Below are 26,214 nucleotides of genomic sequence, written 5' to 3' on the forward strand. Positions count from 1 at the left end.
CCCCTCGTAAGGCGTCCCGTCCGATGGCTCCTCGCCGCTCCCGCCTCCTCCTCGCCGCCGTCGCGATCGCGCCGCTGGGCGCCTGCAACACCGTCGACCGCCTGTCGCAGATCGGCGCCACGCCGGCCCTCTCGGCGATCGAGGACCCGACCAGCCAGCCGGGCTACAAGCCGGTCCGGATGGCGATGCCGGATATCCAGCCGGTGAGCTACGCGCCGAACTCGCTGTGGCGCACCGGCTCCCGCGCCTTCTTCAAGGACCAGCGCGCCGCCCGCATCGGCGACCTCCTGACCGTGAAGGTCAACGTCACCGACAAGGCCAACCTCAACAACGAGACCAAGCGCTCCCGCTCGAACGCCGAAGGCCTCGGCCTGCCCAACGCCTTCGGCCTGGAGAGCAGCGCCGCGGTGGCGGCGGCCGGCATCACGCCGGACAAGCTGATCACCGGTACCTCGACCACGTCGAGCGACGGCGCCGGCTCGGTCCAGCGCGCCGAGACGGTGACGACCAACATCGCCGCGGTGGTCAATCAGGTGCTGCCCAACGGCAACCTCGTGGTCGAGGGCAAGCAGGAGATCCGCATCAATTTCGAGGTGCGCGAGCTGATCGTGGCCGGCGTGGTCCGCCCCGAGGACATCGAATCGGACAACACCATCGATTCGACCAAGATCGCCCAGGCCCGCATCGCCTATGGCGGCCGCGGCCAGATCACCGACGTGCAGCAGCCGCGCTACGGCCAGCAGCTCGTGGATATCCTGCTGCCGTTCTGAGGCTCACGTCTCGCCGCTGTCGAGCAGCGCCCGGTAGGCATCGAGGGTGATCGAACCGTCCTCCGACCCGTCGAGCGCGGCCCGGTCGCGCGGGGGCAGCACGTCGCCGAAGGCGTCGATCCGCTTCCAGGCCGGCACCTCGCCGGCCCGGGGCTCTCCGGGCACGAAGCCGGACGGTGCGACGCGGCGGTAGCGGTGGACGTAGCGCGGGCAGTTCACGAAGACCTCCGCGATCGCGATCCGCAGGACGAACTCGGCGCCGGGATGAGCGCCGAGCGCGGCGGCGTCGCGCAGGACCTGCCCGGTCCCGTGCAGGCGCAGGCGGTGGGGCCGCTCGAAATCGACGAAGAGCAGGCCGAGTTTCGGGTTGGCCGCGAGATTGCCGGCGCTCAGATACATGCCGTTACCGTCGTAGCTCGGCATTTCGAGAGTGCGCGCATCGACCACCCGCACGAAGCCCGCCGCGCCGCCCTTGTAGGAGCAGGTCGGGAAGCCGCGATGGTCGATCGAGGTGAGGAAGACCATGTCGCGCCCGGCGATGAAGTTTTTCTGCGCGGCGCTGAGTTCGCTTGTGACCGAAAGCTTTCGCAATCGGTTGGCGAGGTTTTCGGTCCCGAATTCCTCCTGAAACACCCGGTGGCGCGGCCCGTAGAGCGGGCTGATCGCACCGAGCGGCGAACGGAACACCGCGCCCGGCGCCGTGGGGGTCATCGACCAGCTCAGGCGCTCCAGGCAGATCGCCCAGGCTCCGCGGTAGCGCGCGGCGCTTTCCGACGTGTCGATCTGCGTGTGGGACAGCGTCAGTTCGGTGAGGTCGGGCCCGAGCGGGCGCAGATCGATCCGCACCAGCGAGGGCGGCCCCCGCAACGGGCCCTCCCCCTCGTAATGCCATGTCAGGACGAGGCGGCGATCCGGGACGATGTCGCGATAGGTGCCGGAGATGGCGTAGGTCCGGCCGTCGGGGTCGCAGCCTTCGAGGCTGAAGCACCCGCCGACGCGAAGGTCGGTGATGGCGGCGTGCAGCTCGCCCGCCCCCGGCGTCAGCCAGCGCACGAGGCGGCGCGGATCGGTGCAGGCTTCGAAGACCCGCTCGGGCGGCGCGTCGAGCCGGCGGGTCAGGCTGACGGCGATGCGAGGCGGGGCGGTCGCGGGCTCGGTCATCGGGGCCTCCTCACGGGACGGCATCGAGAGCACGCCCCCGCGTCTCGGGCAGGAACAGCGCCGAGACCGCGAAGGCGACGCCCAACACCGCGACCGCGTACCAGAGTCCGGCATAGAGGTTGCCGGTCGCCGTGAAGGCCGAGAAGGCGATGGCCGGGAAGAAGCCGCCGAACCAGCCGCCGAGGGTGTAGGGCACCGACAGGGCGGTGTTGCGGATGCGGGTGGGGAACAGCTCGATCATCCAGGCGGCGAGCGGGGCCGAGGCCAGGGCCACGAAGGCGTTGAGCAGGCTCAGGAGCGCGATCAGCATCGGCACGTCGGTCTTGGCCGGGTCGGCCTTCGCCGGATAGCCCGCCGCCTTCACCGCCGCCGCCAGATCCTTCCCGAAGGCGGTTTTGCGGCTCGTGAAGGCGGACCCATCGAGCCCGGCGCCGTCGAAGGACGGGAGGGCGAGCGCGCCGATCTCGATCCGGGCCGCCTCGCCCGCCGCGAGATCGCGGGTCGTGTAGGGCACCCCGAGCTTGGCCACCGCGCTGCGGGCGACATCGCAGGGGCTGTCGAACCGGGCGAGGCCGAAGGGATCGAATGGGCGGCTGCACCCGGCCGGATCGGCCGCCACGACGACGGGCCGCTCGGCGACCGCCGCCGCGAGGTCGGGATGGGCGTAGCGCGTCACGCCCTCGTAGACCGGCAGGGCGAGCAAAGCCGTACCGAGGAAACCCGCGAGCATCACCGGCTTGCGGCCGATCCGGTCGCAGAGCCAGCCCGCCGCGATCATGCAGGCCACGAGGCCGGTGCTGTAGCCGAGGATCGTGTAATGCAGGAGAAACGGATCGATCTTCAGGTTCAGCATCAGCAGATAGATCGGGTAGGAGCCGGTCGCCGTCGCGACCGCCTGTCCGGCGACGGCGCCGAACAGCACCGGCAGGACGATGCGCAGGTTCGCCCATTGCCCGAGCGCCTCGGTCACCGGCCGGCGCGAGCCGCCGCCCCGGCTGCGCATCGCCACGAAGACCGGCGATTCCTGCAACTTGAGCCGCATGTAGATCGAGACGCCCATCAGCACGGCGGAGAGCAGGAACGGGATGCGCCAGCCCCAGGCCTCGAACGCCGCCTTGCCGAGCATCGCCTCGCAGGCGAGCACCACGAGGATGGCGAGCATCAGGCCGCCGGCCATGGTGATGCCGACCGCGCTCGTCGCCAGCCCGCGGCGCTCGGCGGAGGCATGTTCGGCGATGTAGGTGACGGCCCCGCCGAACTCGCCGCCGAAGGCGAGGCCCTGCACGATGCGCAAGCCCATCAGCAGGATCGGCGAGAGCACGCCGACGGCCGCGTAGGTCGGCAGCAGGCCGATGGCGACGGTGGCGCCGCCCATGATCACGATGGTGAGCAGGAAGGTGTATTTGCGGCCGACGAGGTCGCCGAGCCGCCCGAAGAGCAGGCCGCCGAAGGGCCGTGCCAGGAAGGTGACCGCCGCCGACAGCAGCGTGAAGACGTAGGCATAGGCCTCGTCGAGCCCCGAGAAGAACTGCCGCGCGATGATCGCCGCCATCGGCCCGAAGAGCACGAGGTCGTAGGCCTCGAACACCGCGCCCAGCGACGAGGCCGCGATGACGCGGCGGACCCGGCCACGCTCCTCGGGGATTGCCTCCGGCCGTATCGCGGCATGGGTGGCCGCAGCGTGCTGTGCCATGAACGTCCTCCCTGATGTCCCTGTCCGCGCCGTTCCGGCGTCGGGCGTGTCAGGCGGGATCGGCGTCCCGCTTCATCTCCTCCAGGAGCCCTTCGAGGGCGTCGAGGCGCTGGCTCCAGAACCGTTCGTAGGCCTGAAGCCAGCGGTGGGCGGTCAGCAGCGCCATCGGTTCCAGCCGGCAGAGATGCGACCGGCCCTGCACCTGCCGGGCGACGAGGCCGGCGGCTTCCAGGGTGCGGACATGCTTCGAGACCGCGACCGCCGAGATCGGGAAGGCCGGCGCGAGTTCGCTCAGGCCATGAGGGCGCTCGGCCAGCATGCGCAGGATCGAGCGCCGCGTCGGATCGGCCAGGGCGTGGAAGACGGCGTCCAGCGCCTGTTCGCGAGTCTCAACCATTCGGTCATTCAAATAACCGAATGGTTTTTTGTCAACCCGCCTGGGTTGAACTCACAGCGGCACGACGGCCGCGATCGCCGACAGCACCAGCGGGATCGCCACGAGCGCCAGCAGGGTCTGCACGGCGATGAGGCCGGCCATGAGGGGGGCGTCGCCGCCGAGCTGGCGCGCCATGATGTAGGAGGAAGAGGCCGTCGGCAGCACTTGGAACACGAGCGCGACCGTCAGGGCCGGGCCGCTCAGGCCGAGCGCCAGGGCGGACAGGACGGTGGCGAGCGGCATCGCCAGGAACTTGACCGCGCACGCCGTCGCGATCGGTCCGGTCCAGGCCCGTACCGCGCCGAACTCGAGGGCCGCGCCGATGCAGAGGAGGCCGAGCGGCAGCGAGGCGGCGCCCAATGTGCGGAACGCCGGCTCCAGCCCCGGTGGCAGAGGCAGTCCGAGGAGGCGGAAGGCGAGCCCGGCGAGAGAGGAGACGACGAGCGGGTTGGTCGCGATCTGCCGGGCAATGCCGGCCCCGGTGAGCCGGGCCGAACCGTGGCGGGCGAACACCACGACGCAGAGGATGTTGACGGTCGGCACGATCGCGGCGTTGCAGATGGCCGCGAGCGCGATGCCCTTTGCGCCGTACAGGCCCGCGGCCAGCGTGACCCCGACATAGTTGTTGAAGCGCACCGCGCCCTGGAACACCGACGTGAAGGCCGGGCCGTCGATCCGCATCAGGGGCCGCGCCGCCACGACGAGCCCGGCGACCGTGGTTGTCGCCAGGATCAGCGTCAGGGCGAGATCGGCCACGGGGACCGCGTCGAGCTGCGCGGTGGCGAGACCGTGGAAGAACAGGCTCGGCAGCAGGACGAAATAGGCGAGCCGCTCGGCCCCCGGCCAGAACGCGCCGTCGAGGAAGCCGCCGCGCCGCAGGCCCAGGCCGAGCGCGATCAAGAGGACGACCGGCAGCAGCGCCAGGACGACCGCGCCGCTCATGACAAGGACGTCAGTGCGCGCGGGCGATGCAGAAATCGACCGCCTGGAGCAGCGCGGCCTTCACCGGGCCGTCGGCGAAGATGTCGAGCGCCGCGCGGGCGGCGTCGCCGTAATGGCGGGCGCGGTCCATCGTGTCTTCCAGCGTGCGGTGGCGGCGCAGGATCGTGAGCGCCTGTTCGAGATCGCCCTCCTCCAGCTCCTCGCGTTCCAGGGTGCGGCGCCAGAACACCCGTTCCTCGTCCGTGGCGCGGCGCAGCGCCAGCACGATCGGCAGGGTGATCTTGCCCTCACGGAAATCGTCGCCGACGTTCTTGCCGAGCGCGGCGCTGGTGCCGCCGTAATCGAGCACGTCGTCGATGAGCTGGAAGGCGATGCCGAGATTCATCCCGTAGGCCCGGCAGGCCGCCTGCTCGGCTTCCGGCCGCCCGGCCAGCACCGGGCCGACCTCGCAGGCGGCGGCGAACAGTTCCGCCGTCTTGCCGCGGATCACCGCGAGGTATTCGTCTTCCGAGGTCTCGGTGTTCTTGGCGGCGGTGAGCTGCATCACCTCGCCCTCTGCGATCACCGTGGCGGCCGCGGACAGGATGTCGAGGGCGCGGAGCGAGCCCACCTCGACCATCATGCGGAAGGCCTGTCCCAACAGGAAGTCGCCGACGAGCACGCTCGCCTCGTTCCCCCACTTGATGCGGGCGGCGACGCGCCCGCGGCGCATGTCGCTCTCGTCGACCACATCGTCGTGGAGCAGCGTGGCGGTGTGCATGAACTCGACCGCGGCGGCGAGTTTCACCGCCCCGTCCCCGCCCGCGTAGCCGGTCAGGTCGGCGCAGGCGAGCGTCAGGATCGGCCGCAGGCGCTTGCCGCCCGACGCGATCAGGTGGTTGGCGACCTCGGGGATCATCGCGACATCCGAGCCGGTGCGCGACAGGATCGTGGTGTTGACCCGCTCCATTCCGCCCGCGACGAGGCGGACGAGATCGTCGAGGCTCGCCTCCGGATCGGTGCGGCCTTGTTCCAGCGGTACGACGACGCCCAAGCGCGGAGCCTCCGGATGACGTGCCGGCGCGGCGCCGGACCCTCTACCCCGTGGCGCCCCCTCTCGCACGGGGCAGCCTGCACCGCAACACATCGGGGCGAAGGCCCCCGATGTGTTGCGGTGCAGGCGGCTCTGTTTTCTTTGTTTGGCCGCAAGCGCTGGCGGTCGCCTCCGCGGCCTCAGGCTTCTTGCCCGGTTATATGGGGCTCCCGCACGCTCTTTCTTTCGGCCGCGATGCTGTAGGAGCTTGGAGAGACAGGGCCTCCGGCCTGTGAGCAGGTGCGGCAACGTGACGGAACTCATCCGCAGCAACGACATCGTCCTGATCGGCTTCGCCCGCTCGCTGCTGGAGGGCGCGCAGATCCCGCTCTTCGTCGCCGACGAGCATATGAGCGCGCTGGAAGGCTCGATCGGTGCCTTCGGGCGGCGCCTGCTGGTGCCGGACGATCACGCCGCCCAGGCTCGACGCATTCTCACCGATGCGGGCCTTGCTGCCGAACTGCGCGATGACGCCCGCGGCTGAGCCGGACCGCTTTTTCGGCGGGCGCCTGACCCTGCACCAGCCGCCTCGCGGCGCGCACCGCGCCGGCACCGATGCGGTGTTGCTCGCCCGGTGGATCGCGCCGGAGCCGGGGGAGACGGTCGCCGATCTCGGCGCCGCGACCGGCGCGGTCGGCCTCACGGTGGCGCATCTCGTGCCGGAATGCCGCGCGGTGCTGGTGGAGCGAGATCCTGCCCTCGCCGCGCTGGCGCGGGAGAACGTTGTGGCCAACAGTCTCGACGGGCGGGTCTCTGTGATCGAGGCCGATCTGCTCGCCTCCGGCGCCGCCCGCCGCGCCGCGGGGCTCGTGCCCGACAGTGCCGATCTCGTGCTGACGAACCCGCCCTTCTTCGCCGGGCCGGGGCACCGCCCCTCCCCCGATGCGGGCCGGGCCGCCGCCCACGCCTTCGCGGCCGAGGACGGGCTCGAAGCCTGGATGCGGGCCTGCGCCGATCTCGCCCGACCGGGGGGGCGGATCGGGTTGATCCATCGGGCGGACGCCCTGCCGGCCTGCCTCGACGCCCTCAAGGGGCGCTTCGGCGACTGCGCCGTGCGCCCGGTCCATGCGCGGGCGGATCGGCCGGCGATCCGTGTGCTGATTGCGGGCCGCAAGGGCAGCCGCGCCCCGTTCCGCCTGCTGCCGCCGCTGGTGCTTCAGGAGGCGGACGGTCGCTTCACCCCGGAGGCGGCGGCACTGCACGGGCGGATATGAGAAAGGGGCGCCCGGATGGGCACCCCTCGGGACATGCGGTTCAGTAGAACCGGCGGTGCCAGTAGTGGCGACGGTGCCAGTAATGACGGCGGTGCCAGTAATGACGGCGGTGCCAGTAAGGCCGCGGACGATAGTAGTACGGGCGGTAGTACCGCCGCGGGCGCCAATAGTGCCGGCGGTAGTAGTGCCGCGGGCGATAGTAGACCGGACGGTAGTAGTAGCGCGGGCGCCAGTGGCGGCGATACCCGTAGTAATAGGCCTTGGCGACGAGCGGTGCCTCGGCGGTTGGGGCGGCCATGGGCGCGACCGGGAGCGGGGCGGCCTGCGCCGTGGCGTTCAGCCCGGCCAGCCCGCCGAGCATCCCGAACGCCAGGATGAACAGACGTAGGATACGCATGGAGACGATTCCCTCCGTTCCGTCCGGATGGTGCGGACGCGCGCGGACGGATCGCGGCCCGGCCGTGCCCTGACGATCGTCCGGAAACGGCCGTGATGAACGTCATGCGGCCGAGTTTGGTTCTCACACTTTCGGCTTCGTGATCGCCGTTGCGGGAATCGGGCCGATGGATCGCGATCCGGCCTGCTGTTAACGAGGCGTCCCCGCCGTCGGCGCCTCGCGCCGCCCTCGCCGCCGAGCCCCTCATGCCGCTTCGCCTGCCCGACCGGTTGCGTTTCCTCCTGCCGCGTCGCTTCCGCAAGGCGCCGCCGCGGGTCGCTGTGGTGCGGCTCAGCGGGGTGATCGGCGCGGTCTCGCCGATCCGGCCCGGTCTCTCGATCGGATCGGTGGCGCCGAGCCTGGAGCGCGCCTTCGCGATGCCGGGGCTTTCCGCGGTGGCGCTGATCGTCAACTCGCCCGGCGGCTCGCCGGTGCAGTCGCACCTGATCTTCAAGCGCATCCGGGCGCTCGCCGAGGAGAAGGGGCTCAAGGTCTTCGCCTTCGTCGAGGATGCGGCGGCGTCCGGCGGCTACATGATCGCCTGCGCGGCCGACGAGATCGTGGCCGACCCGGCCTCCGTCGTCGGCTCCATCGGCGTCGTCTCGGCGGGGTTCGGCTTCGACCGCCTGATCGAGCGCATCGGCATCGAGCGCCGCGTCCATACCCAGGGCGAAGCCAAGGCGATGCTCGACCCGTTCCGCCCCGAGAACCCCGACGACGTCGCCCGCCTGAAGGAACTCCAGGCCGACGTGCAGGATCTGTTCACCACCTTGGTGCGCGCCCGCCGGCCCGGACTCGTGGCGGATCGAAACCTGTTCACCGGTGCGGTCTGGACTGGCCGTCAGGCGGTGCCGCTCGGCCTTGCCGATTCGGTCGGCGACCTGCGCGGGACGCTGCGGGCGCGCTACGGCGAGAAGGTCGAGCTTCACGTGGTGCCGGAGACCCGCGGCTCCCTGCTCGCCCGCCTGCTGCGGCGCTCGACGCCGGGCCAGACGGCGGCCTCGCTTTCCGAGGGTGCGCTGGCGGCCATCGAGGAGCGTGCCGCCTGGGCCAGGTTGGGGCTGTGAATACCGATCGGCGATGATCCTGGCGCATCGCCGATTGCCCCCGCGACGGCGGGGCAGCGGGTGTCCGCCGGACGCACGGGATAGGACCATCGGTCCTGTTCCGTGCCGCTCGGTATCAGTTCGCATCGGCTGGACGCTCGGCAAGGACAGTCCGCCCGCTCAAGCTTTTCCGTCCATTTCATCGGCGATGATGGCCATGTATCCGGGAAGCAGGGCGCCGAGCTTCTCCTTCCCGAGCCGCGTCAAGCCGACATGCTTGACCCTGGCATCGCTCGCGTCCTTGGCCTGTGTGATGAGCCCATCGTCGAGGAGGGCGCGTAACGTGCGCGCGACGACGGGGCCGGCAACGTCCAGGCGTTCGGTGATTTCGCCGACCGTCAGCGTCTCGCGGTCGGGCTCACGATCGATGACGATAAGGACCAGGAAGCGCAATTGCGACAGGCCCTGGTCGCTGAAGTAGCTCTCCAACCGCCGGATCATCAGGCTTGCCCGCCGCATCATGGCGAGGGCCGAGGCGATCGTCTTCGGCGCGACGCCGTGCGCCTCGGCATAGCCTTCGATCATCTGCTGCGTCGGGAGATCCTTCAGGAAGAACACGCGCGCGCCCTCGGTGACGGATCACGCCACGGGTTGCAGGATGGTCAGCTCGACCGGGCGGGCCAGCCACGCTTCGTAATGCCGAAACACCGCCCGCGTGTAGGGCTGGGCGTGATGATGATCGAAGGCGGCCTGATCGGCCCAGATCTCGTAGAGGTGAAGCTGCTCCGTTTCGACCCCACGATGGAGATCGAAGCGCAAGCAGCCGCGTTCAGCCCGCGTCGCGGCCACGATGGCCTCAATCGCCGCGACGGCATCCGAAAGGTGCTCCGGCTTCGGCGTGATGGTGGCAAAGATCGCGAGCGGCATGGCTGCCCCCTCCGTCAAAATTACTACCAAGATATATATCGAGATAGAGATTGGCGCAAACTCGACTCGAATGACTCAATGCGCACGCGCGCTCCGGGTTGATACCGTTGCCCAAATCCTGTACCGATTGGTACATTGTTGACCGATCGGTACGGAGACGCCCATGTCACGCCCGCCGCTGCCCCCCTTCACCGCCGAGACCGCCGCGCAGAAGGCCCGCATGGCCGAGGATGCCTGGAACAGCCGCGACCCCCAGAAGGTCGCGCTCGCCTACACCCCCGACAGCGTGTGGCGGAATCGGGCGGAGTTCATCCAGGGCCGGGACGCGATTGCCGCCTTCCTCACCCGCAAGTGGTCGCGTGAACTCGATTACCGCCTGATCAAGGAGGTGTGGGCGCATGAGGGCAACCGGATCGCCGTGCGCTTCGCCTATGAATGGCGCGACGACAGCGGCCAGTGGTTCCGCTCCTACGGCACCGAGAACTGGGAGTTCGACGAGGCCGGGCTGATGGCCCGCCGCATCGCCTCGATCAACGACCTGCCGATCGCGGAATCCGACCGTCGATACCACTGGCCGTTGGGCCGCCGGCCGGACGACCACCCATCGCTCAGCGATCTCGGGCTGTAACGTGGCCCGCCAAGTCGCCCAGCGGGACGACCTCCTGCCCGTGCTCGCCGAGACCTTTCGCGAGCACGGCTACGAGGGGGCCAGCCTGTCGCTGATCGCGACGGCGACGGGGCTCGGCAAGGGCAGCCTCTACCACTTCTTTCCCGGCGGGAAGGCCGAGATGGTCGAGGCGGTGCTGGCCGAGATCGAGGCGTGGTTCGAGGCCCGTGTCTTCGCCCCGCTGCGGCAGGACGACGACCCGGCCGCGGCGATTGCCCAGATGTTCGGAACCGTGACCGACTATTTCCGCTCGGGTCGCCGCGTCTGCCTCGTCGGCGCGTTGAGCCTGAGCGATGCCCGCGACCGGTTCGGGCAGGCTTTGCGGCGGTACTTCGCCCTGTGGGTCGAGGCGCTGACCGAGGCGCTCACCCGCGTCGGCCATCCGCCGGAGGGCGCGACGGCGCTCAGCGAGGACATCGTCGGCGGCATCCAGGGGGCGGTCGTGCTGGCCCGCGCGCTGGACAGGCCCGAGACCTTCGAGCGCATTCTTGTGTGTCTAAGAGAGCGAGCCCGAGCCGCCTGACCTCAGCGGCAGGCGGCGGGGGTCGCGCCGTAGCCGCTATAGACCACGCGCACCTTGCGGATACAGGTCTCGGCGGGAGCCGCGACTGGGGCGACCTCGACCAGCGTGACCGCGACCTTGGTCTCGACGGTGTCGGTGCCGTCGGAGGTGGCGCGCGCGGCGGCGCCCATCACGATCGGCGTGGCCGCCAGCGAAGCGGCGACGAGGGCGGCGAAGACAGTCATTCCCTTGCGCATGATCTTCCGAGCCGTGGTTTGCGCTGGCCGTGCAGGCGAAGCGTGGCTGTTCCTTTGCCGCATTAACTTGGCGGCAACCTTTGCAGTTCCCGGTCTCCAAGGTTTCGCCGAAAAAAGATGTGCCGGGCGACACGCGGGGCCGCATTTCGGACACGAAGCGCGTCCCGACCAGCCGGCCTCGGCGCGAGCCGAGCGAGAAGCCGCTTCGCTTGACACCCCGCCCCCCGCTCGTAAACGAGCCGGCAATCCCGTCTCGCCGCCTTCGGACACCCGCACAAATGAGCGACGCCGATCTCTCGCCCACCCGCTCGTTCCAGGGCCTGATCCTGACGCTCCAGCGCTTCTGGGCGGCGCAGGGCTGCGTGATCCTCCAGCCCTACGACATGGAAGTCGGCGCGGGCACGTTCCATCCGGCCACGACGCTGCGGGCGCTGGGGCCGAAGCCCTGGAAGGCGGCCTATGTCCAGCCCTCGCGCCGTCCCAAGGACGGGCGCTACGGCGAGAACCCCAACCGGCTGCAGCACTATTACCAGTTCCAGGTGATCCTGAAGCCGAATCCGCCGAACCTCCAGGAGCTGTACCTCGCCTCGCTCGACGCGATCGGGGTCGATCTGAAGCTCCACGACATCCGCTTCGTCGAGGACGATTGGGAGAGCCCGACGCTCGGCGCCTGGGGCTTAGGCTGGGAATGCTGGTGCGACGGTATGGAGGTGAGCCAGTTCACCTATTTCCAGCAGGTCGCGGGCTTCGAATGCGCGCCGGTCGCGGGCGAGTTGACCTACGGCCTGGAGCGCCTCGCCATGTATGTCCAGGGCGTCGAGAACGTCTACGATCTCAACTTCAACGGCGGTGAGGGCGACGCCAAGGTCACCTATGGCGACGTGTTCTTGCAGGCCGAACAGGAATACTCGCGCCACAACTTCGAGGCCGCCGACACGGCGATGCTGTTCCGGCAGTTCACCGACGCCGAAAAGGCCTGCCGCAGCTACCTCGACGCGGGCGCGCCCTCGGACGAGACCGGCCGCCACCGCATGGCGCAGCCGGCCTACGACCAGTGCATCAAGGCGAGCCATGTCTTCAACCTGCTCGACGCCCGCGGCGTCATCTCGGTGACCGAGCGCCAGAGCTACATTCTGCGGGTGCGCGAGTTGGCCAAGGCCTGCGGCGCGGCGTGGCTGAAGACCGAGAGCGGCGGCGCCGCCGCGGCGTGACGCTTGGGCGCGGGCGCCGTCATCGAAGCGACATGCGAGGGGGCTAGCGCCGGGACCTCGACCGACGCTTTCGCGACGAGCCCGCGATGTCCGACACCCCCTCCCCCGATCTCGACGCCCTCATCGCCGTCCGCCTCTCCCGGCGCGGCCTGATCCGCGGCGTGGGCGCCGCCGCCTTGACCGCCGGCCTCCCCATGCCGGCGATGGCCGCCGAGCCGCCGGCCTTCGACTTCCCCGAACTGGCGGCGGGCGTCGACGAGCATCTCCACGTGGCCGAGGGCTACGAGGCGCAGGTGCTGCTGCGCTGGGGCGACCCGCTGTTTCCCGACGTGCCGGCCTTCGACCCGACGGCGCAGAGCGCGGAAGCGCAGGACAAGCGCTTCGGCTACAACAACGATTTCGTCGGCTTCATCCCGATCGGGGGCCGAGCCGACCGCGGCCTGCTCGTGGTCAACCACGAATACACCAACGCCGAACTGATGTTCCCCGGCCTCGGCGCCTCCGACCGCAAGGGCGTGATCGCCGCGTTGTCGCCGGAGCAGGTCGCCATCGAGATGGCGGCCCATGGCGGCTCTGTCGTGGAAATTCTCTACGAGAACGGTCGCTGGGCCCCGGTGATCGGGTCGCGCTACACCCGCCGCATCACCGCGAATACGCCGATGACGCTCACCGGCCCCGCTGCCGGCCATCCCCGGCTCACGACGGCCGCCGATCCCGAGGGGCGTCGGGTCGAGGGGATGATCAACAACTGTTCCGGCGGGGTAACGCCCTGGGGAACGTGGCTCTCGGGCGAGGAGAACATCCACTATTACTTTCAAGGCGCACTGCCGGAGGGCCATCCAGAGGCCGGCAATGCCAAGGGGATGGGGATGGGCAGCCCGCAATATGCCTGGGGCCGCTTCCACGAACGGTTCGATCTCTCGAAAAATCCCAACGAACCCAACCGCTTCGGATGGGTGGTGGAGATCGACCCGTTCGATCCGGGCTCGATGCCGAGGAAGCGCACGGCGCTGGGCCGCTTCAAGCACGAGGGTGCGGCGGGGGTGACGGCGGGGGATGGACGCTACGTCGTCTATCTCGGCGACGACGAGCGGTTCCAGCACGTCTACCGCTTCGTCAGCGCGGGCCGCGTCGGGGCCACTCGTGCGGAGAACTCGACCCTACTCGATTCCGGAACGCTCAGCGTCGCCCGTTTCGAGGCCGACGGCACCGGCCGCTGGCTCCCGCTGACCCACGGCCAAAATGGGCTCGACGCCACCAACGGCTTCGCTTCCCAGGCCGACGTCCTGATCGAGACCCGCCGCTCGGCCAAGCTTTTGGGCGGCACCCCGATGGACCGCCCGGAGGACATCGAGGCCAACCCCAGGACCGGCCGCGTCTACGTGATGCTGACCAACAACACCAAGCGCACGCCCGAGCAGACCGACGCCGCCAACCCGCGGGCGGCCAACGCCTTCGGCCACGTGATCGAGATCACCCCCGACGGCGGCGATCACGTCTCCGAAAACTTCCGCTGGGAGGTGCTGGTCCGCTGCGGCGATCCGGCGAGACCTGAGGTGAAGGCGACCTTCTCGGCGCTGACCTCCCCCGATGGCTGGTTCGGCATGCCGGACAATTGCGCCTTCGATTCGAGCGGCCGGCTCTGGATCGCCACCGACGGCAACAACCGCCGCGCCACCGGCCGGGCCGACGGCATCTGGGCGGTGGAGACGGAGGGGCCGCGCCGGGGCACCTCGAAGCATTTTCTGCAAGTGCCGGTCGGCGCCGAGATGTGCGGCCCCTGCTTCGCCCCGGACGACCGCACCTTCTTCGTCGCCGTCCAGCATCCGGGCGAGCCCGACGAGGAGGGCGCCCTCGGCTCCTTTGAGAAGCCCTCGACCCGCTGGCCGGATTTCTCCCCCGACATGCCGCCCCGCCCCTCCGTGGTGGCGGTGACGCGCAAGGGCGGCGGGCGGATCGGCTGAAGTCATCTCGACGCGGCCCGACCGGGCGGCTATTCCCGCGCGCATGCCCGATCTTCTCCTCGAACTCCGCTCCGAAGAAATCCCCGCGCGCATGCAGCGGCGTGCGGCCGAGGATCTGAGGAAGCTCGTCACCGATGCGCTGGTGGAGCGCGGCTTCCTCTACGAGGGCGCCAAGGCCTTCGCGACGCCCCGGCGCCTCGCTTTGCACGTGGCCGGTCTCCCGGCCCGCGGCGAGGCGGTGCGGGAGGAGCGGCGCGGGCCCCGCGTCGGCGCGCCGGACGCCGCCGTCCAGGGGTTCTTGAAGGGGGCCGGGCTCGCCAGCCTCGATCAGGCGACGACCGTCACCGACCCGAAGAAGGGCGAATTCTATCTCGCGGTGATCGAGCGGCCCGGCCGCGAGACGCTGGACGTGCTGGCCGAGATCCTGCCCGGCATCATCAGGAATTTTCCCTGGCCGAAATCGATGCGCTGGGGCGCGGCCTCGGCCCAGCCCGGCAGCTTGCGCTGGGTGCGCCCGCTGCAATCGATCGTCGCCACCTTCGGCCCGGAGACGGAGAATCCGGAGGTCGTGCCGTTCTCGGTCGACGGGATCACGGCGGGCACCACCACCTACGGCCATCGCTTCCTGGCGCCCGAGCCGTTCGAGGTGCGCCGCTTCGACGATTACGTCCAGGCTCTGGAGCGCGCCCACGTCATCCTCGACGCGGACCGGCGCAAGGACATCATCCTTCACGACGCCCGCGATCTCGCCTTCGCCCGCGGCCTCGACCTCGTGGAGGATGACGGCCTGCTCGAAGAGGTGGCCGGCCTCGTCGAGAAGCCGGTGGTGCTGATGGGCTCGTTCGACGAGCGCTTCCTGGAGATCCCGTCGGAGGCCATCCGGGCGACGATCCGCGCCAACCAGAAATGCTTCGTGCTGCGGAAATCCGGCACCGAGGAACTGGCCCCGGCCTTCCTACTGGTCTCGAATCTGGTGGCCTCCGACGGCGGCGCCGCGATCACCGCGGGCAACGAGCGCGTGGTGCGCGCCCGGCTCTCGGACGCGCGCTTCTTCTGGGAGACGGATAAAGCCACCAAGCTGGAAGACCGGCTGCCGAAGCTCGACACCATCGTCTTCCACGAAAAGCTCGGGACGCAGGGGGAGCGCATCGCCCGCATCGCGGCGCTCGCGAAAGAGATCGCCCCGTTGGTCGGCGCCGACCCGGCGCTCGCCGAGCGCGCCGCCCGGCTCGCGAAGGCCGACCTCGTCACCGAGATGGTCGGCGAGTTCCCGGAATTGCAGGGCCTGATGGGCCGCAAATACGCGGCGCTCCAGGGCGAGCACGCAAGCGTCGCCGCCGCCATCGAGGAGCATTACAAGCCGGTCGGCCCCTCCGACCGGGTGCCGACCGATCCGGTCTCGATCGCGGTGGCGCTCGCCGACAAGCTCGACACGCTGGTGGGCTTTTGGGCGATCGACGAGAAGCCGACCGGGAGCAAGGATCCGTTCGCGCTGCGTCGGGCGGCGTTGGGTGTGATCCGCGCCGTGATCGAGCGGTCCTTGCGCTTGTCGCTGACCGCGCTGCTGGAGCGCCGCTTTGCGCAGGCCGGTGCGGAGCGCACCGCGGATCTCCTCGCCTTCTTCGCCGACCGCCTCAAAGTCTATCTCCGCGATCAGGGCGCCCGCCACGACCTGATCGACGCCGTCTTCGCCCTGCCCGGCCAGGACGATCTCCTGCTCGTCGTCCGCCGGGTCGAGGCGCTCGGCGCCTTCCTCGGCACCGACGACGGCAAGAACCTGCTGGCGGGCTACAAGCGCGCGGCCAACATCCTGCGCATCGAGGAGAAGAAGGACGGTCGCGCCTACGACGCCGCCCCGGACGCCGCCCGCGCGGCCGCCGGCCAACCCGAGGAGCGGGCGCTCGCCGAAGCGCTGGAATCCGCCCGGGCCGAGGCCTCCGCGGCGGTCGCAGCGGAAGATTTTTCGGGAGCGATGCGGGCGCTGTCGCGGCTGCGGGCGCCGGTGGATGCGTTCTTCGAGAAGGTCACGGTCAACGCCGACGATCCGGGCTTACGCGAAAACCGCCTCCTCCTCCTCAACGCGCTGCGCGCCGCCACCCGCGAAGTCGCCGACTTTTCGCGCATCGAGGGGTGAGCCGCATCCCCTCTCCCCGCGATGCGGCGAGAGGGGAGCCAGGGTGATTGCTGCTCAACCGAGCCCTCCGGTCGCCTGCGGCCCAGGGCGGCGTCGAATCAGATCGAACGTAGGGCAGTCTGCTGAGGGCGGCTTGCGGACGTTACCGGCGCTGTTAGTCCGATATGGGTCGACCTTTTGCGAACCGGTCATGGCAGCCGCTTTCGACTCATTGCTGACCATCAGGATGTCCGCTTTAGGGCTCTCCATGACGCCCATTTGCTAAAGGTAATGTGTTGCAACGAATATGCATTGCACAGCCCTTGTTGGCGGCTGAAAGGGCATCCAGCGACGCCATCGATTTTATTCAAATAATGTTGACCAAGCTACTTGTCTTGATTAGTCATTAGATTTTGCGGATATGATTTTGTAGCTCGTGCGAGCCAAACCCAAGCGTCACCATTGCGAAAATATTTAAACCGATAAGGCTTCGATCCTTCACTGTCATAGCCTGGATGCTCGCGAATATAAAACTCTACCCAGATATTTTTAATTCTCTGGTGTTCAGCTCTCGATTTTAGATCGTAATCTAATATTCTGCGAAAATAGTCCACAAATTTTGATTTATCATAATCAATCGGCAAAGAAATTCTTGCACGAATGATTCTATGCTCGACTTCCTCGCCGCTGCTGCAAGTATCAAAATATGATACGGTGTCCGTGTTGATTTTGTAATAGCTTTGCTCATTTTCTGGAAACAAAAATTGCATTAATTGGCTGGAATGTATTGAGACCAGGATAACTAGAATGAGAAAAAATCGCCAAACTTTGTCCATGCCGGCCTCGGGGCTGCAAACTACCACGGCATTGCCAACTCGCAGCTAAAATGTATGCCCCGAAATTATCAATTTGCACCTATAAGATAGAGAGTCGGGCCACATGCTATGTTTAGGTTGAATAAATCCGTAACGACCCGCCCGATCCCTGCGTGAACGTCCGCTTTCGGTCGTACAGCCAAAGCCCGCTCACCACCCATAGCAGCCCATCCATGTGGTTCGGTTTAGGTGTGGAGAGGCGAACCAGCGCTATCAGTCCGATATGGGTCACCTTTAAACGAACCGGACCTGACAGCCGCTTTCGACCCAACTCGGACCCTCGCGGCGTGGATCGCGTATGTCCGAACTTACCAGAAAGCAGCCACGCGTTGCGCGTTTCGTTCATGGGTTTCGTGGGTCGTGAAGGCTTGAAGTCCTTGAGCAAAATTTACCCACAAAACTCCTGATTTCTGCGTGGTGGGGCCGCCTGCGCGACCGTGTGCAGAAGCCAAGAAAGATTGCTTGCGGGCTGCGCCGGATGCAGTTCAATGTCTTGACAACGACCATTATGTGGTTGAGGCAAATCGGCATGAGCAGCGACCGGGCCAGCAAAATTATATTTGCAATTATATGTGCGACATTCGTGTTGCCTCTAATAATAATTTTGCCACTTCTCATGACATCCGTAGGCCCATTACACGAGTCGAAAGGAGCAATAAATTACAAGCTGGACAAACATTGCGTAGGTATGCCTTGTTGTCTCTTGTACATCACTACTGATCATAGAGAGTTGGCCGTATTCAGAGGTGTCAATACATATTGTGGCGATATGTATCCGGCGGGAACACAGGTTGTATTTACGTTCCGAAAAAGTATATTAGGAAAAATTTTGGTCGAAAATATATATAGCGCGACCAATTCATCCCATCTTATGAGAAACCACCCGGCTCCACGCTTCTCATGAAGCGAATGACCGCGCAGCAACCTAAGTCGCTACTTTGTTGGGGCTTGGCTTTTGTGGAAGTCATAATTTCTGCGCACGCGCGATCGAATTCGAGAGTTTCTGCAAAACAACGGTGTCAGCATGTGGAACTTTTGGCTTCCAGTAGCTTGTGCGATCACAGTACTTACTTTCGTACGAGGGTTTTGGCGTTTTAATAAAGATAGATCGGAATGGTCAAAGGACTTTTGGGGTCTGGGAATGCCTGATCTAAGAATAACGATTGCAATAATATTGATGTCATGGATATTTTCTGCAGCGGTTTACTCTTGCAGGAGTTATGGTTTGTTTTGCCGCGTGAATCCGCAAACAGACAGATTGGAACGATAGGTTATTTCATCGCTGATCGCTGTTCTCCTTATTCCTCCATGCCCGTGTGAATAAGTTTTCGCACCGATCACCGCGGCCAAGCTGTTGCAAAATTCTTGAGTTTCGAAGAGAGCGGCGTCCGGTCTGATCGCGAAGCGGTCGTCCTCGTGGCGCGTGAGCGATGCCTGCTTTCCACCCTTAGTAGCCCATCCGTTTGGTTCGGTTTAGGTGTACCCATAGCGCACCCTGCGCCGCAGTCTGTTTTGGATATCGACACGGACTATCCAAAACGGACTTTTCCATGCGAACCATCCATAGAGAACTGGCGCGGTGGAATGCTCGGAGGCGGACACCCCACGAATCCGCATAGGGCGGAAAGCAGGCCCCCGCATGGTTCAGCGGATTGGGTTTGGCCCCTGGCCGGCGCGGGCGTGGATCACAGTGCCGACATCGGATTCGTGTCTCTCCTGACGCGCCCACCGCCTCGTCGAGCCCAGACGGGAAACCGGCGGCGGGCGTGAGCCGGTCCGAGGGGACCCGCCGATGCCGAACCGCCGTCTGTCGAACGCGCCACACTCTGGGCCAGGGTGGCGTCCGGCCCGGCCCTGGCCGACGGCGTCACCGCCGTCACGCTGCTGCCGGGAGGGCACGCGGAGGTCACCCGCGTCATGCGGTGACCGGGACGACAGCATCCGAATCGTGATCCCGGCCGACCAGATCGACGATATCCTCAAAAGCCTCGAGTTGCGCGATCCGAACGGCACCGTGCGAGCCTGCGCCTCGATGGACCGGCCCGGGCCGAGGAGGCCCTGAAGCGGCTTCCGAGCCGCAGATCGGGTTCAGCCGCGACATTCAGGACAGGACCGCCATCGCGGACGTCCGAAGCGATGCTCCGACAGGCGGGGGCCGGCTGCCGGGCCGAGCCTGTTCGGCCCGATGCCCTCGCCGGATGAGGGCCGCCGCAGCGCCCGCTTCCAGCGATCAAGGCGTGGCGGCTCTTCTCGACCCTATTCGGGTCTCCTTCGCCCGCCCGAAACCTGTCGTCGAAAAAATCATCCACCGGACGTTGCGCCGTGGAAACAGACGCCGGCCCGCGAATCGTGCGACTCGATTCCTGTTGAATTGATTCTAGCCGGCACATGACACGCTTCGACGCGCCTGCCCTGATCGATGCGTGCTACGCCGCCGCCCTCGATCCGACCCTGTGGCCGGCGGCGCTCGACGGGATCGCGCGGGCGGTCGGGGGCCGAGGCGGGTTGATCGTCTCGCACGATCCCCGGCGCACGCCGCTGACGCTGCATTCGGAAAGCCTCGGCGCGATCAACCACGATTACGGCGCCGGGGGCTGGTGGCGGTTCGACACGCGCATCGCCCGGGCCAACGCGCTGGGCCTCGCCGCCGGCTCGGTCGTCTGCGACGAGATGTATTTTCCCGCCGAGGACAAGCGGCGCGATCCGTTCATCCAGGATTTCTTCGGCGGGCACGGCCTCGACAACCTCGCCGGCTGCCTCGACACCGATCCGATCGACGGCACCGGCCTGTCCTTCAGCGCCCCGCGGGAGGCCGCGCGCGGGCCGTTCGAGGGCTACGAGCTGGACCGGTTGCGGTTGCTCGGCCCCCACGCCACGCGGGCGTTCAAGCTGACCACGATCCTCGGCGAGGCCCGGCGCGGGGTGGGCGATCTCGGCGCGGCGCTCGACCGGATGCGGGCCGGCATCGTCGCCCTCGACCGGTCCGGCTGCGTGCGCAGCGTCAACGCGGCGGCCGAGGCGCTGGTGGCGGGCTACCTCGTCCTGCGCACCGGCCGCGCCCCGGAGGCGGCGGAACCCGCCGACCGCGACCGGCTCGGGCGCTTCCTCGCCGAGTACCTGCCCGGTCCCGGCGTCCCGCGGAAAACCTCGATCCTGCTGCGGCGCAAGGGCGGCGGGCGCCCGCTCTTCGTCGAGGCGCTGCCCCTGCCCGGCGGCGGCGCCGATTGCGCCTGGACCGGCAACTGGACCGGCCACGGCGTGAACGGCCTGATCCTGCTGGTGCGCGATCTCCTCGCCCCCTCCGCCCGTGCCGTCGAACCGCTGCTGGAGCCTCTCGGCCTCACCGCGGCGGAAGCGCGGGTCGCCGCCCTGATCGGCCGCGGCGCGAGCCCGCGCGCGGCGGCGGCGACGCTTTCGGTCGGCGAGAGCACCGTGCGGACGCAGCTCAAGGCGATCTACGCCAAGCTCGGCATCCACCGGCAGAGCGAGCTGGCGGTGCTGGTGACGCGGTTGGACGGCGTGTGAGCGCGCTTTTCCCCTCGATCGCGTCGGGTTCGGCCGCCCCCTCGCCCCGCCTGCGGCGAGAGGGGGTGCGCGTTGCGAACGGGCCGAGGGGAGCGATCCCGTCGGCGAGGAAAAGAGCTCAGCCCTTCCGGCCCTTCTTGTAGCTCTGGATCGCGTTCTGGCAGCCGGGGGAGAGCTTGGCCATGTTCTTCTCGAAGCAGGCCTGGGTCTCCGGGCCGTCCTCGGGGGGCAGTCCGGCGCAATGGGTGGTGAAGTCGCCCATGCATTGCTGCTGCAGCACGGCCTTGTCGTCCGCCGACATCGGCGCGGCCAGGGCCGCCGAGGCGAAGCCGGTGAGGAGGGCGGCGGACAGGATGAGACGAACCGGCATGGAGGCTCCGACCTTCAGAGGAAAACCGTCCAGAAAGTCGCGAGACCGGCAAAGCGTTGCATTGCGCGAGCCCGGAACGGGAGAAGGACGCTTCGCGTTGAGGAGGCCGCCACACAGGAGCTTCGCCGTGCGCCCCGCCCTCCTCCTCCTCGCCGCGACGCTCCTGGCGGTTCCGCAGGCGGTGTTCGCCCAAGCCGCGCCCGCGCCCACGACCGTCGAGGCGGTGCCGGCGACCGAGGACGACACGCCCCCCGGCCCACCGCCGCCGCTGCCCGATCTCGCCGATCCCAACGGGCGCACCGGCTCGGCCCTGAGCGAGCCCGACGAACGTTCCGGCATCCCGAAATCCCTGCGGGCCTCCGGCTCGCGGGCGGGCGGGCCGGCCAACGACCTCAACCCGAGCGGTCGCGCCGAGGCGCCCGCGCCGCCCAAGGGCGAACTCGTCAACGTGCTCACCGGCCGGACGCTGTTCCACGGCAATTACTGCGGCAAGGGCAATCGCGGCGAGGACGTGCCGCCGATCGATGCGCTCGACACCGCCTGCATGCACCACGATGCCTGCTACGGCGCCGCCGGCTACAGCTCCTGCGCCTGCGACGCGACGCTGCGGCGCGAGGCCACCGCCGTCTCCGACGATCCCTCGGTGCCGCTGGAGACCCGCCGCCGGGCGCTCAGCGTGACCCAGGCCGCCGGGGCGATGGAGTGCCGCCAGCCTTGAGCGAAAAACGCGCTCGCGCCGCATCGGCTTCCTTCGGAAGCCGGCGGCACACGTTCGGGCCGAGGCTTTACTCCGGCTCGTCCCGGCGCTGGCGCAGCTCCGGGGCGGGACTTTCGGGCTCGGTCGCGGGGGCGACCTGACTTTCCGTGCGGCTGGTGTCCACGAACAGCCGTGCGTCGCCCTCGCGCACCCCGAGGCTGCGTAGGGCATAGGTCATCATCCCGAGGGCCAGCTCGCGCTCGGCCATGAGCACGAGGCCGACGCCGTCTTCCTCCAGCCGACGCCGCTCGGCGTCGCTGTGGGTGCGCACGACGCTGTCGATGGTCGGGTTGGCCGCCCGCGCCTTGCGCAGGAGGCGCCGTCCCTGGTGCGAATCCGGGGTCGCGACGACGAGGAGACGGGCGGAGCCGATGTCGGCGGCTTCCAGGATGCCCGGCGCGGCGGCATCGCCGAACACGGCGGGCACGCCGACGGCCCGCAACTCCTCGACCCGGCGGCGGTCGCGCTCAACCACGACGTAGGGCAGGTTCCAGTCGGCGAGCGCGCCGGCGATGGCGCTGCCGACCCGGCCGTAGCCGACGAGCACGGCGTGGCCGGCCATCCCCGGCTCGTGGCCGCCCACCGCCAGCGGGGCGGCGCCGCGCCGCTCGAGCCGACGGCGCCATTCCGGCCGCTCGCCGAGCCATGCCGAGGCCCGCTCGGCGAGGGCGAAGAACAGCGGGTTGAGGGTGATGGAGAGGAGCGCGCCGCCCAGGATCAGGTCGCGGCCGGGTTCGGGCAGCAGCTTCAGACCGATGCCGAGACCCGCCAGGATGAAGGAGAACTCGCCGATCTGCGCCAGGCTCGCCGCGATGGTGAGCGCGGTGCCGACCGGGTGCCCGAAGGCCAGAACGATGGCGATGGCGGCCAGCGACTTGCCGACGACGATGACGCCGAGCACGCCCAGCACCGAGAGCGGCTCGCGGATGAGGATGCCGGGATCGAACAGCATCCCGACCGAGACGAAGAACAGGACCGCGAAGGCGTCCTGCAACGGCAGGGAATCGGCCGCCGCCTGATGGCTGAGGTCGGATTCGGCCAGCACCATGCCGGCGAAGAAGGCGCCGAGCGCGAAGGAGACGCCGAACAGCTCCGACGAGGCGAAGGCGATGCCGACTGCCGAAGCGAGCACCGCCAGCGTGAACAGCTCGCGCGAGCCGGTGCGGGCGGCCAGTCCCAGGAGGTAGGGCACGAAGCGCCGCCCGCCGATCAGCATCACGGCCATGAACACGCCGACCTTGGCGAGCGTCAGCGCGAGCGTCGCCAGCAATCCGTGCGCCGCGCCGCCCTGCCCGCCCTGCGGCGCGACCCCGCCGAGGGAGGGGGCGAGCGCGGGCAGCAGCACCAGCGCCAGCACCATGGCGAGATCCTCGACGATGAGCCAGCCCACCGCGATGCGGCCCTTGTCGCTGTCGAGGAGGCCGCGCCCCTCCAGCGCCCGCAGCAGCACCACGGTGCTGGCGACCGAGAGCGCCAGCCCGAAGACGATGCCGGCCCCGAGCGACCAGCCGAAGGCGGCGGCGAGCCCGGCTCCCATCGCGGTCGCGGCGGCGATCTGCACGACGGCGCCGGGCAGGGCGATGGCGCGCACCGCCATCAGGTCCTTCAGCGAGAAGTGCAGGCCGACGCCGAACATCAGTAGGATCACGCCGAGTTCGGCGAGTTGCGCGGCGAGTTCGGGATCGCCGACGAAGCCCGGCGTGAACGGCCCGATCGCGATTCCCGCCACGAGGTAGCCGACCAGCGGCGGCAGCCGCAGGCGCTGCGCCGCCATGCCGCCGACGAAGGCACAGACCAGCCCCAGCGCGATGATCGAGATGAGTCCGGTAGCGTGGTGCAACGCGGGTCGATTCCTGCGGAGCGCCGCCCGCTCCACAGGTTCCTTAGAGCAATTCTTTTGCCTCTGTCCGCATCGGTTTCACCGTTGCGAGACGGCGCGTGCCGGGCGTCACCCTGGCCCGGCCCGCACCGAATGAGAGACGCGCCGGTCAGATCTTCCCGTCGAGGCCCATCTGGTAGTACTTGTGGACGATCTTGTCCTGGTTCTCGAGCAGCCAGTCGATCGACGGCTCGTTGGTCATGGCCTTGCGGATCGCCTCGGTCATGCCGCGGCGCTGGATGTCGAACAGCGCCTTGTGGTCGATGTTCTGGTCCTGAATGATGCCGGGGCTGAGCCAGACCGAGCAGATGATGCCGAGATCGTTCGCCTTCTCCTTGGGGATGTAGCCGGCGCGCACGGCGTCGAGCACGCCGTTGGCGATGGCGTACTGAACGGTGCCCATCAGGATCGAGGTGTACTTGTTCTCGGTCACGCTCACCTTGGAGACGCACAGCGTCACCGGGCGCACCATGATGTCGGTGTTGAGCAGCGCAAAGACGCGGGAATGGCCGACCACCTGATCGCCGGTGAGCGTGGCCAGCGCGGTGCCGACCGGCCCGTCGAGCTCGCCGATGATGACCTCGGGCTCGGCGGCGGTGTTGGGCGGGCCGCCCGCGACGAGGGCTTCGCCGGCGCGCAGGATGATGCGGTCGCTCATGGTCACTCCTTAAGGCATTGATCCGGCGCGGGTCGTCGCAGCGCCGGACGGGTTTGTCCAGGCCGCGTAGAGCGGTGTGGGAATGCACGCTTGTCCGGGAGCGACACCGGTTTGGCCCCCGCCGCCCGAACTGGCGCGGTTCTCGCCTGCACGGCGTTCCGCCGTCTGCGAAGCGGGGCGGTGACAGAATCGCGCTTCCGAAACAGCCCGCCACGGCCCGGCTTTGTCGTGTTGGTGCGCTGCGTTATAGGGGCGGCGACGAGGTTCCGGGAGCGTGCGGGACGGCAACCGGCCGGGCGCACGGGCTCCCGAGTCACTGAGGGACCGACATGGGCAAGATCAAGGTGGCCAATCCGGTCGTCGAACTCGACGGCGACGAGATGACCCGGATCATCTGGGCGGAGATCAAGAACAAGCTCATCCACCCCTACCTCGATCTCGACCTCGACTATTACGATCTCGGCGTCGAGCACCGCGACGCCACGAACGATCAGGTCACGGTCGATGCGGCCGAGGCGATCAAGCGCCACGGCGTCGGCGTGAAATGCGCCACGATCACGCCGGACGAGGCCCGCGTCGAGGAGTTCAAGCTCAAGGAGATGTGGCGCTCGCCCAACGGCACGATCCGCAACATCCTCGGCGGCGTCATCTTCCGCGAGCCGATCATCTGCAAGAACGTGCCGCGCCTCGTGCCGGGCTGGACCCAGCCCTTCGTCATCGGCCGCCACGCCTACGGCGACCAGTACCGCGCCACCGACTTCAAGGTGCCGGGCAAGGGCCGCCTGACGATCAAGTTCGAGGGCGACGACGGCACCGTCATCGAGAAGGAAGTGTTCAAGTTCCCGGACGCCGGCGTCGCGATGTCGATGTACAACCTCGACCAGTCGATCATCGACTTCGCCCGCGCCTCGTTCAACTACGGCCTCGCGCGCAAGTACCCTGTCTATCTCTCGACCAAGAATACCATCCTTAAGGTCTATGACGGCCGGTTCAAGGATCTGTTCCAGAAGGTGTTCGACGAGGAGTTCAAGTCGAAGTTCCAGTCGCTCGGGCTGGTCTACGAGCACCGCCTGATCGACGACATGGTGGCCTCGTGCCTGAAGTGGTCCGGCGGCTATGTCTGGGCGTGCAAGAACTACGACGGCGACGTTCAGTCGGACACCGCGGCGCAGGGCTTCGGCTCGCTCGGCCTGATGACCTCGGTGCTGATGACGCCGGACGGCCAGACGGTCGAGGCCGAGGCCGCCCACGGCACCGTGACGCGCCACTACCGCGAGCACCAGAAGGGCAAGGCGACCTCGACCAACTCGATCGCCTCGATCTTCGCCTGGACCCGCGGCCTGTCGCACCGGGCCAAGCTCGACGACAACGGCGCTCTGGCGAAGTTCGCCGCCACGCTCGAGAAGGTCTGCGTCGACACCGTCGAGGCCGGTCACATGACCAAGGATCTGGCGCTGCTCGTCGGCCCGGACCAGAAGTGGCTCACGACGAACGGCTTCCTCGACAAGGTCGATGAGAACCTGAAGGCCGCGATGGCGTAACGCCACCGCTCAACCCTCTCCCCTCCGCGGGAGAGGGTGCCCGCGGAGCGGGCGGGTGAAGGGAGCGACGGTTCAGCTTGGCCGCATTCGACGCGAACTCACCGGAAGCGTAGTTCCCCTCTCCCGCCTCGCATCCGCGAGGCACCCTCCCCCGCGGAGGGGGGAGGGTTTTGGGTGGCGGCGACGCGCTCCGTTTGG

At 68.1% G+C, this 26,214-nt stretch carries 25 protein-coding genes; 12 read left to right on the top strand and 13 right to left on the bottom strand.

Going from position 1 to position 26,214, the window contains the following annotated elements; translation table 11 throughout:
• Positions 1-23 precede the first annotated feature (23 nt).
• Positions 24-770, top strand: a complete 747-nt coding sequence (gene flgH, locus BM140_RS08685; protein WP_091944172.1) for a flagellar basal body L-ring protein FlgH — start codon at positions 24-26, stop codon at positions 768-770.
• A 3-nt stretch (positions 771-773) separates the two neighbouring features.
• Here the strand turns inward: flgH and BM140_RS08690 are convergent, their stop codons facing one another.
• Genes BM140_RS08690 through BM140_RS08710 form a run of 5 tightly spaced genes read right to left on the bottom strand, consistent with a single transcriptional unit; the run spans position 774 to position 6,035 of the window.
• Positions 774-1,931 (bottom strand): SRPBCC domain-containing protein, encoded by a 1,158-nt coding sequence (locus tag BM140_RS08690; RefSeq protein WP_091944492.1) that lies wholly within the window; start codon positions 1,929-1,931, stop codon positions 774-776.
• A 10-nt stretch (positions 1,932-1,941) separates the two neighbouring features.
• Positions 1,942-3,624 (bottom strand): MFS transporter, encoded by a 1,683-nt coding sequence (locus BM140_RS08695; protein ID WP_091944175.1) that lies wholly within the window; start codon positions 3,622-3,624, stop codon positions 1,942-1,944.
• A gap of 49 nt (positions 3,625-3,673) precedes the next feature.
• On the bottom strand, positions 3,674-4,021 hold the full coding sequence (locus BM140_RS08700) for an ArsR/SmtB family transcription factor (protein WP_091944179.1): 348 nt from the start codon (positions 4,019-4,021) through the stop codon (positions 3,674-3,676).
• Positions 4,022-4,072: 51 nt separating this feature from the next.
• On the bottom strand, positions 4,073-5,002 hold the full coding sequence (locus tag BM140_RS08705) for an AEC family transporter (RefSeq protein ID WP_091944183.1): 930 nt from the start codon (positions 5,000-5,002) through the stop codon (positions 4,073-4,075).
• A gap of 10 nt (positions 5,003-5,012) precedes the next feature.
• Positions 5,013-6,035 carry a polyprenyl synthetase family protein gene (locus BM140_RS08710; RefSeq protein ID WP_091944186.1) on the bottom strand — a complete coding sequence of 341 codons (1,023 nt, stop codon included), beginning with the start codon at positions 6,033-6,035 and terminating at the stop codon, positions 5,013-5,015.
• A 289-nt stretch (positions 6,036-6,324) separates the two neighbouring features.
• Between BM140_RS08710 and BM140_RS08715 the strand changes: the two genes are divergently transcribed.
• Together BM140_RS08715 and BM140_RS08720 are read left to right on the top strand one after the other, a co-directional pair.
• Positions 6,325-6,558: a putative signal transducing protein gene (locus BM140_RS08715; protein WP_091944189.1), complete on the top strand. Its 234-nt coding sequence runs from the start codon at positions 6,325-6,327 to the stop codon at positions 6,556-6,558.
• Complete coding sequence (locus BM140_RS08720) at positions 6,542-7,288, top strand: tRNA1(Val) (adenine(37)-N6)-methyltransferase (RefSeq protein ID WP_091944192.1); 747 nt, start codon at positions 6,542-6,544, stop codon at positions 7,286-7,288. Before BM140_RS08715 ends, BM140_RS08720 begins: the two co-directional genes overlap by 17 nt.
• A 40-nt stretch (positions 7,289-7,328) precedes the next feature.
• Here the strand turns inward: BM140_RS08720 and BM140_RS08725 are convergent, their stop codons facing one another.
• Positions 7,329-7,685 (bottom strand): hypothetical protein, encoded by a 357-nt coding sequence (locus tag BM140_RS08725; RefSeq protein WP_091944195.1) that lies wholly within the window; start codon positions 7,683-7,685, stop codon positions 7,329-7,331.
• Between the two features lie 245 nt (positions 7,686-7,930).
• On the opposite strand from BM140_RS08725, the gene BM140_RS08730 reads away from it, so the two are divergent.
• Positions 7,931-8,791: a S49 family peptidase gene (locus BM140_RS08730; RefSeq protein WP_091944198.1), complete on the top strand. Its 861-nt coding sequence runs from the start codon at positions 7,931-7,933 to the stop codon at positions 8,789-8,791.
• Between the two features lie 159 nt (positions 8,792-8,950).
• Here the strand turns inward: BM140_RS08730 and BM140_RS08735 are convergent, their stop codons facing one another.
• A complete protein-coding gene (locus tag BM140_RS08735) occupies positions 8,951-9,388 on the bottom strand; it encodes a MarR family winged helix-turn-helix transcriptional regulator (RefSeq protein WP_091944201.1) in 438 nt (145 codons plus the stop codon).
• 21 nt (positions 9,389-9,409) lie between these two features.
• A complete protein-coding gene (locus BM140_RS08740; protein WP_091944204.1) occupies positions 9,410-9,697 on the bottom strand; it encodes a putative quinol monooxygenase in 288 nt (95 codons plus the stop codon).
• Positions 9,698-9,860: 163 nt separating this feature from the next.
• Between BM140_RS08740 and BM140_RS08745 the strand changes: the two genes are divergently transcribed.
• Together BM140_RS08745 and BM140_RS08750 are read left to right on the top strand one after the other, a co-directional pair.
• Positions 9,861-10,325 carry a nuclear transport factor 2 family protein gene (locus tag BM140_RS08745; protein WP_091944206.1) on the top strand — a complete coding sequence of 155 codons (465 nt, stop codon included), beginning with the start codon at positions 9,861-9,863 and terminating at the stop codon, positions 10,323-10,325.
• Position 10,326: 1 nt separating this feature from the next.
• Positions 10,327-10,887 (top strand): TetR/AcrR family transcriptional regulator, encoded by a 561-nt coding sequence (locus tag BM140_RS08750; RefSeq protein ID WP_091944209.1) that lies wholly within the window; start codon positions 10,327-10,329, stop codon positions 10,885-10,887.
• Positions 10,888-10,889: 2 nt separating this feature from the next.
• Here the strand turns inward: BM140_RS08750 and BM140_RS08755 are convergent, their stop codons facing one another.
• The gene (locus BM140_RS08755) at positions 10,890-11,123 is read right to left on the bottom strand and encodes a hypothetical protein (protein ID WP_091944212.1); all 234 of its coding nucleotides are present in this window, start codon (positions 11,121-11,123) and stop codon (positions 10,890-10,892) included.
• Between the two features lie 278 nt (positions 11,124-11,401).
• Here BM140_RS08755 and BM140_RS08760 point away from each other — a divergent pair, with 278 nt between their 5' ends.
• From BM140_RS08760 to glyS, 3 genes are all read left to right on the top strand, one after another.
• Complete coding sequence (locus tag BM140_RS08760; protein ID WP_091944215.1) at positions 11,402-12,334, top strand: glycine--tRNA ligase subunit alpha; 933 nt, start codon at positions 11,402-11,404, stop codon at positions 12,332-12,334.
• A gap of 86 nt (positions 12,335-12,420) precedes the next feature.
• Complete coding sequence (locus BM140_RS08765; RefSeq protein WP_091944218.1) at positions 12,421-14,298, top strand: PhoX family protein; 1,878 nt, start codon at positions 12,421-12,423, stop codon at positions 14,296-14,298.
• Between the two features lie 43 nt (positions 14,299-14,341).
• On the top strand, positions 14,342-16,432 hold the full coding sequence (gene glyS / locus BM140_RS08770) for a glycine--tRNA ligase subunit beta (protein WP_091944220.1): 2,091 nt from the start codon (positions 14,342-14,344) through the stop codon (positions 16,430-16,432).
• Positions 16,433-16,797: 365 nt separating this feature from the next.
• Here the strand turns inward: glyS and BM140_RS25360 are convergent, their stop codons facing one another.
• Positions 16,798-17,247, bottom strand: coding sequence for a hypothetical protein (locus tag BM140_RS25360; RefSeq protein ID WP_131803770.1), 450 nt, complete (start codon positions 17,245-17,247; stop codon positions 16,798-16,800).
• 2,427 nt (positions 17,248-19,674) lie between these two features.
• On the opposite strand from BM140_RS25360, the gene BM140_RS08775 reads away from it, so the two are divergent.
• Positions 19,675-20,811 carry a helix-turn-helix transcriptional regulator gene (locus tag BM140_RS08775; protein ID WP_091944223.1) on the top strand — a complete coding sequence of 379 codons (1,137 nt, stop codon included), beginning with the start codon at positions 19,675-19,677 and terminating at the stop codon, positions 20,809-20,811.
• Between the two features lie 118 nt (positions 20,812-20,929).
• On the opposite strand, the gene BM140_RS08780 is transcribed toward BM140_RS08775, so the two are convergent.
• A complete protein-coding gene (locus BM140_RS08780; protein ID WP_091944226.1) occupies positions 20,930-21,181 on the bottom strand; it encodes a hypothetical protein in 252 nt (83 codons plus the stop codon).
• A gap of 127 nt (positions 21,182-21,308) precedes the next feature.
• Here BM140_RS08780 and BM140_RS08785 point away from each other — a divergent pair, with 127 nt between their 5' ends.
• Complete coding sequence (locus BM140_RS08785; protein WP_091944229.1) at positions 21,309-21,899, top strand: phospholipase A2 family protein; 591 nt, start codon at positions 21,309-21,311, stop codon at positions 21,897-21,899.
• Between the two features lie 67 nt (positions 21,900-21,966).
• Here BM140_RS08785 and BM140_RS08790 read toward each other — a convergent pair whose 3' ends face one another.
• Positions 21,967-23,778, bottom strand: a complete 1,812-nt coding sequence (locus BM140_RS08790; RefSeq protein ID WP_091944231.1) for a cation:proton antiporter domain-containing protein — start codon at positions 23,776-23,778, stop codon at positions 21,967-21,969.
• A gap of 148 nt (positions 23,779-23,926) precedes the next feature.
• Positions 23,927-24,475 carry a formaldehyde-activating enzyme gene (locus BM140_RS08795; RefSeq protein WP_056246899.1) on the bottom strand — a complete coding sequence of 183 codons (549 nt, stop codon included), beginning with the start codon at positions 24,473-24,475 and terminating at the stop codon, positions 23,927-23,929.
• A gap of 329 nt (positions 24,476-24,804) precedes the next feature.
• On the opposite strand from BM140_RS08795, the gene BM140_RS08800 reads away from it, so the two are divergent.
• Complete coding sequence (locus BM140_RS08800; RefSeq protein ID WP_091944234.1) at positions 24,805-26,016, top strand: NADP-dependent isocitrate dehydrogenase; 1,212 nt, start codon at positions 24,805-24,807, stop codon at positions 26,014-26,016.
• The last annotated feature ends 198 nt before the right edge of the window (positions 26,017-26,214 follow it).

The organism is Methylorubrum salsuginis, from assembly GCF_900114375.1.
Taxonomy (GTDB): domain Bacteria; phylum Pseudomonadota; class Alphaproteobacteria; order Rhizobiales; family Beijerinckiaceae; genus Methylobacterium; species Methylobacterium salsuginis.